At 57.9% G+C, this 3,903-nt stretch carries 5 protein-coding genes; 1 reads left to right on the top strand and 4 read right to left on the bottom strand.

Annotated features, from left to right (window positions below; all coding sequences use genetic code 11):
• On the bottom strand, positions 1-656 hold a 656-nt coding region (locus I8N66_RS36395), incomplete at its 3' end, for an SDR family oxidoreductase (RefSeq protein WP_291165222.1).
• Positions 657-697: 41 nt separating this feature from the next.
• Here I8N66_RS36395 and I8N66_RS36390 point away from each other — a divergent pair.
• Positions 698-1,336, top strand: a complete 639-nt coding sequence (locus I8N66_RS36390) for an AraC family transcriptional regulator (protein ID WP_291165219.1) — start codon at positions 698-700, stop codon at positions 1,334-1,336.
• Between the two features lie 19 nt (positions 1,337-1,355).
• Here the strand turns inward: I8N66_RS36390 and I8N66_RS36385 are convergent, their stop codons facing one another.
• The 3 genes from I8N66_RS36385 to tnpB are packed head-to-tail and all read right to left on the bottom strand — an operon-like array spanning position 1,356 to position 3,898.
• Complete coding sequence (locus I8N66_RS36385; RefSeq protein WP_291165216.1) at positions 1,356-1,922, bottom strand: UPF0149 family protein; 567 nt, start codon at positions 1,920-1,922, stop codon at positions 1,356-1,358.
• Positions 1,919-3,493, bottom strand: coding sequence for an IS66 family transposase (locus I8N66_RS36380; RefSeq protein WP_291165213.1), 1,575 nt, complete (start codon positions 3,491-3,493; stop codon positions 1,919-1,921). Before I8N66_RS36380 ends, I8N66_RS36385 begins: the two co-directional genes overlap by 4 nt.
• Before the next feature lie 48 nt (positions 3,494-3,541).
• Positions 3,542-3,898: an IS66 family insertion sequence element accessory protein TnpB gene (gene tnpB / locus I8N66_RS36375; RefSeq protein WP_291165224.1), complete on the bottom strand. Its 357-nt coding sequence runs from the start codon at positions 3,896-3,898 to the stop codon at positions 3,542-3,544.
• Positions 3,899-3,903: the final 5 nt, after the last annotated feature.

The following is a 3,903-nucleotide window of genomic DNA, read 5'->3' as shown; positions in this document are numbered from 1 at the left end:
GGGTCTGTAAACCTCTTGATAGACTGCCCGTTTATATACTCGCCTTGTACGAACTCGGTGGTCACGTCGCGGAGCTGTGCTTCACGTTCAATAACCCTCGTCATCCGATCGCCCGAGACAGAACCTGGACAAACAGCGTTCACGGTGATGTTGGCGCTACCCAACTCGATGGCCAACGATTTTGTCAGGCCAATCACGGCCCACTTGGCGGCGGCATAAGGGGTCCGCAGAGGATATCCAAATTGGCCGGCGGTGGATGAGATATTGATGATCGTACCGCTATTTTGGCGCCTCATGATCGGCACGACGTGATGAATCGTAAGAAAATGACTGTCTACGCCGACAGAAAGACAGTTGCGCCAATCCTCGAGATCCACACTTTCAACGGGCGCAGTGGGGCCAGCAATCCCCGCATTGTTAATCAAAACATCAACTCCGCCCATATCGCGTTCGGCGCGGCTAACCCACTCGGCAACCTGCTGAGAATTTGTCACGTCAACCTTTGAAACCCTGAGGTTTGTCGAAGGAGGATCCGCTTCGGCTGGAGAAATGTCGCAAACGTGCACGACGTGGCCAGCATCTAAGTAGGCTTTCGCGATTTCCCTGCCTATTCCGGAACACGCCGCTGTGATCAAGACACGCAATGAATTTGGCATTTCTTCTCCGAACTGTCCCGGGTCTAGAGGCGACGAATTAAGTGACGCAGCCCGTTAACCAAGGCGTAGCTTCAATTAGACGGTTTTCGTTAGTGACTTCTGAGACTGATATTGAGCTTGCAAAAGCGCCCGCGCTTTGCATTATGCGCAATGAGATTAGCGCAGAGCGCAAAATGATCTTCAACAAGTCCGACCTTCCGCTTCAAGTCACTATACTGGTGCTGCCAGAGGCATCATTGATGACGTTTGCAGCAACTATCGACCCGATGCGCGCAGCAAACAGACTTGGCGGTACGAAGCACTATGTATGGCGAGTGATCTCGGTAGACGGGGAACCAATCGTAACAACGTCGGAAACGGCCATAAATGCTAACGGCTCAATTAAAGATAGAACTTCCCAAGATGTTACGTTCGTGGTGGGTTCTTTCAATGTCGAGAAACATTGTACCTCGGCTGTTCGGAGCTACATCAGGGTGGCAGCCAGAAGCTCGAAGTTGATTTGCGGGTTCGACACCGGTGCTGAAGCCCTTGCGCTTGCAAATCTCCTCGACGGAAAGCAAGCGACGACGCATTGGGAAGATCTTGAAAAATTTGCTGTCCGGTTCCCAGGCGTGGATGTCCAGCCTGATAGGTTCGTGCGTGAGCGCAACGAATGGCCCACGGCTTTCGTGATTGACTAAATAGGTTTCTGGCTCTCGTTCAGAACTTCTGTTTTGCCCGCTTCGGCATAAAGTAGGTTCGGATATTGACGAGTGCTTCGGCGACGTCAGCAGCATCCTGGCGGGTCGCTTTTCGTTTTGTCTCGCCAAGCCTGCGGATGGGCGCGATGATATCGCCAGTCCCGGCATGACCTCGAAGGACCGGCTGCCAAAGCCTCGGCGCGTATCCTGTTCCCAACAAAAAGCAGAGGTCCCAATCGAACTGATCAAAGGTCTGATCATCGATCCTGGTGAACCTGGGCCGATGGTCTTTCGGTCTTTCGGAAAGGCTCGCCGAGATGCGGTTATACTCAGCAACGATCGTCTGTACGGCCCGATGTTCTGTTGTCTCCATCGGCAGGTTCAGCGCATCCGGACCGGTCAGTTCCGGGATCCATTTGCGTGGGTCGATGAACTTCGGGCCGATGATGAGAGCCGTAAGATAACCATCGAGACCGCTCATTGACCAGATTGGCGATGCTGGACGACGTGCCCTGATAAACGCCTCGAACGCCTCATCATCAAGCTTCGGTCGTGCGGTCGTCATGCCCTGGTTGTTGTGCGTCATGCCGCCCGTCGCTCCTGCTCTGTCATCGCCTCGCGCTCAGCCTTCCAGTTCCAAGGGAGGAGACTTTCCATCTCGCTGGCTTTCACTTTGCCGGAGATGATGCGTTCCAGCACATCGGCTAACCAGGCCTCGGGGTCAACACTATTGAGCTTTGCTGTGTTGACGAGCGATGACAGGACCGCGAAGGTCTTGCCACCGCGCTCATTGCCCACGAACAACGAATTCTTCCTCGTCAGGGCCACCGATTTCATCGAACGCTCGACCACATTGGAGTCCACTTCGATCCGGCCATCCTCCAGGAAGGCTGCCAGTCCGTTCCAGTGGTTGAGCGTGTAGGTGACGGCCTTGCCCAGCGCCGATTTTGCCGACACCTCGTCGCTCAGTTCGGTGAGCTGGGCCTTCAGTTCGCTCATGATGGGCGCTGCCTCGCGACGCCGCACCCTCAACCGGGTATCGTCATTCTCGCCTCGGATCTTCGCTTCGATGCGATAGACCTCGGCGATCCTGGCCAAGATCGACAGCGCCTCCGAGGAGCCGCTCAGCTTGACGACATCGACGAACTTGCGTCGCGCATGGGCAAGGCAGAAGGCCAGCCGCAGCGGCGCAACATTGCTCTTTCCCCGGCGCTTGGCCAAGGTTTTATAGGCTTGATAGCCATCAACCTGAAGCACGCCGGCAAACGACGACAGTTGCCCCTCGACCTCACGAGCGCTGCGGCTTTCGGCAAAGATATAGGCCACCGCCGGCGGCGCCGGACCATTCCATGGCCGATCGTCGACCGCCTGCGCCCAAAGTTGGCAAAGCTTGGTGCGTTTGCGCCCCGGATCGAGCCGCGGAAGCGGCGTCTCGTCACAGAACACCCTTGGCTGGGAGCGGATGAAGGCGGTAAGTGCGTCGTAGAGAAGCTCGAGCCACCAGGCGACCCGCGTCACCCAGGCGCCGAGCGTGCCGCGATCGATGATCACGCCGCAGGAGGCAAGCATCTGCGCCTGGCGATGCAGCGGCAAATGCCAGGCAAACTTCGAAACGGCGACATGGGCAGCGAAGGCCGTGGTCACCATGCCGCCGTCCATCACACGCGCCGGCGCGGGCGCTTGCACGATGACGCTTTCGCAGGCCCGGCAGGCATAGCGCGGCCGGAGCGTCCGTTTCACCCGGACAACCGCCGGCACGATGTCGAGCGCCTCGCTGACATCCGTGCCGATGCAATGCAGTTCGAACGAACAGCACGGGCATATCTTGCTCTCCGGCTCGATGACCTCGTCATACCGGGGAAGGTGCTTGGGCAAACGACCGATGTTACGCGATGGCGCCCGTCGAGCCTGCGTTGTCTCCTCGGCGACGGGCGCGACATCATCATTGGCCGCCTCGGGAATGGGGCTGAGATCGCCTAGGTCGAGTGTCGCCTGGGTCGGGTCGAGCGTCGTCATTTTCTCCGATTTCGGCCCAAAGAGCTGCTGCTCCAAGAAGGCAACGCGCGCCTTGAGGTCGGCATTCTCTGCATCGAGCGAGAGAATGATCCGGCTCAATTGCGCGGCATCCTGAGGCAAGGGGTCGGGTCGAAGCGGCATGGCAGACCCTACCATACAAGCCTGAATCTTCAAGCAAAACCAATAGGATCAGCCTGCTTTCGTCGGCCGCTTTACTGCGTTTCGTTTGACGCGCGTCCAGTCAATGCCGGCCAGCAAAAGCGAGAACTCCTGGCTACTCATTTGCATCGCGCCATCGCGGATCGGCGGCCAAACGAACTTGCCCGCCTCAAGCCATTTCGTCGCCAGGATCATGCCTGATCCGTCCCAATAAATGCAGCGAAGGCGATCGAGACGCTTGGCGCGGAACACGAACACGTCGCCACAATAGGGATCGGCCGCAAGCGCTGACGCCACCAGGGCCACCAGACCATTCATGCCGCGCCGGAAGTCGACCGGCTGCGTCGCCACCATGATTTTCACGCCATTCGGCGAAAGTCCGATCACCGGCG

The sequence above is a fragment of the Ensifer sp. SSB1 genome (assembly GCF_016652895.1).
Classification (GTDB): domain Bacteria; phylum Pseudomonadota; class Alphaproteobacteria; order Rhizobiales; family Rhizobiaceae; genus Ensifer.
This window is presented reverse-complemented; position numbering and strand designations above follow the sequence as displayed.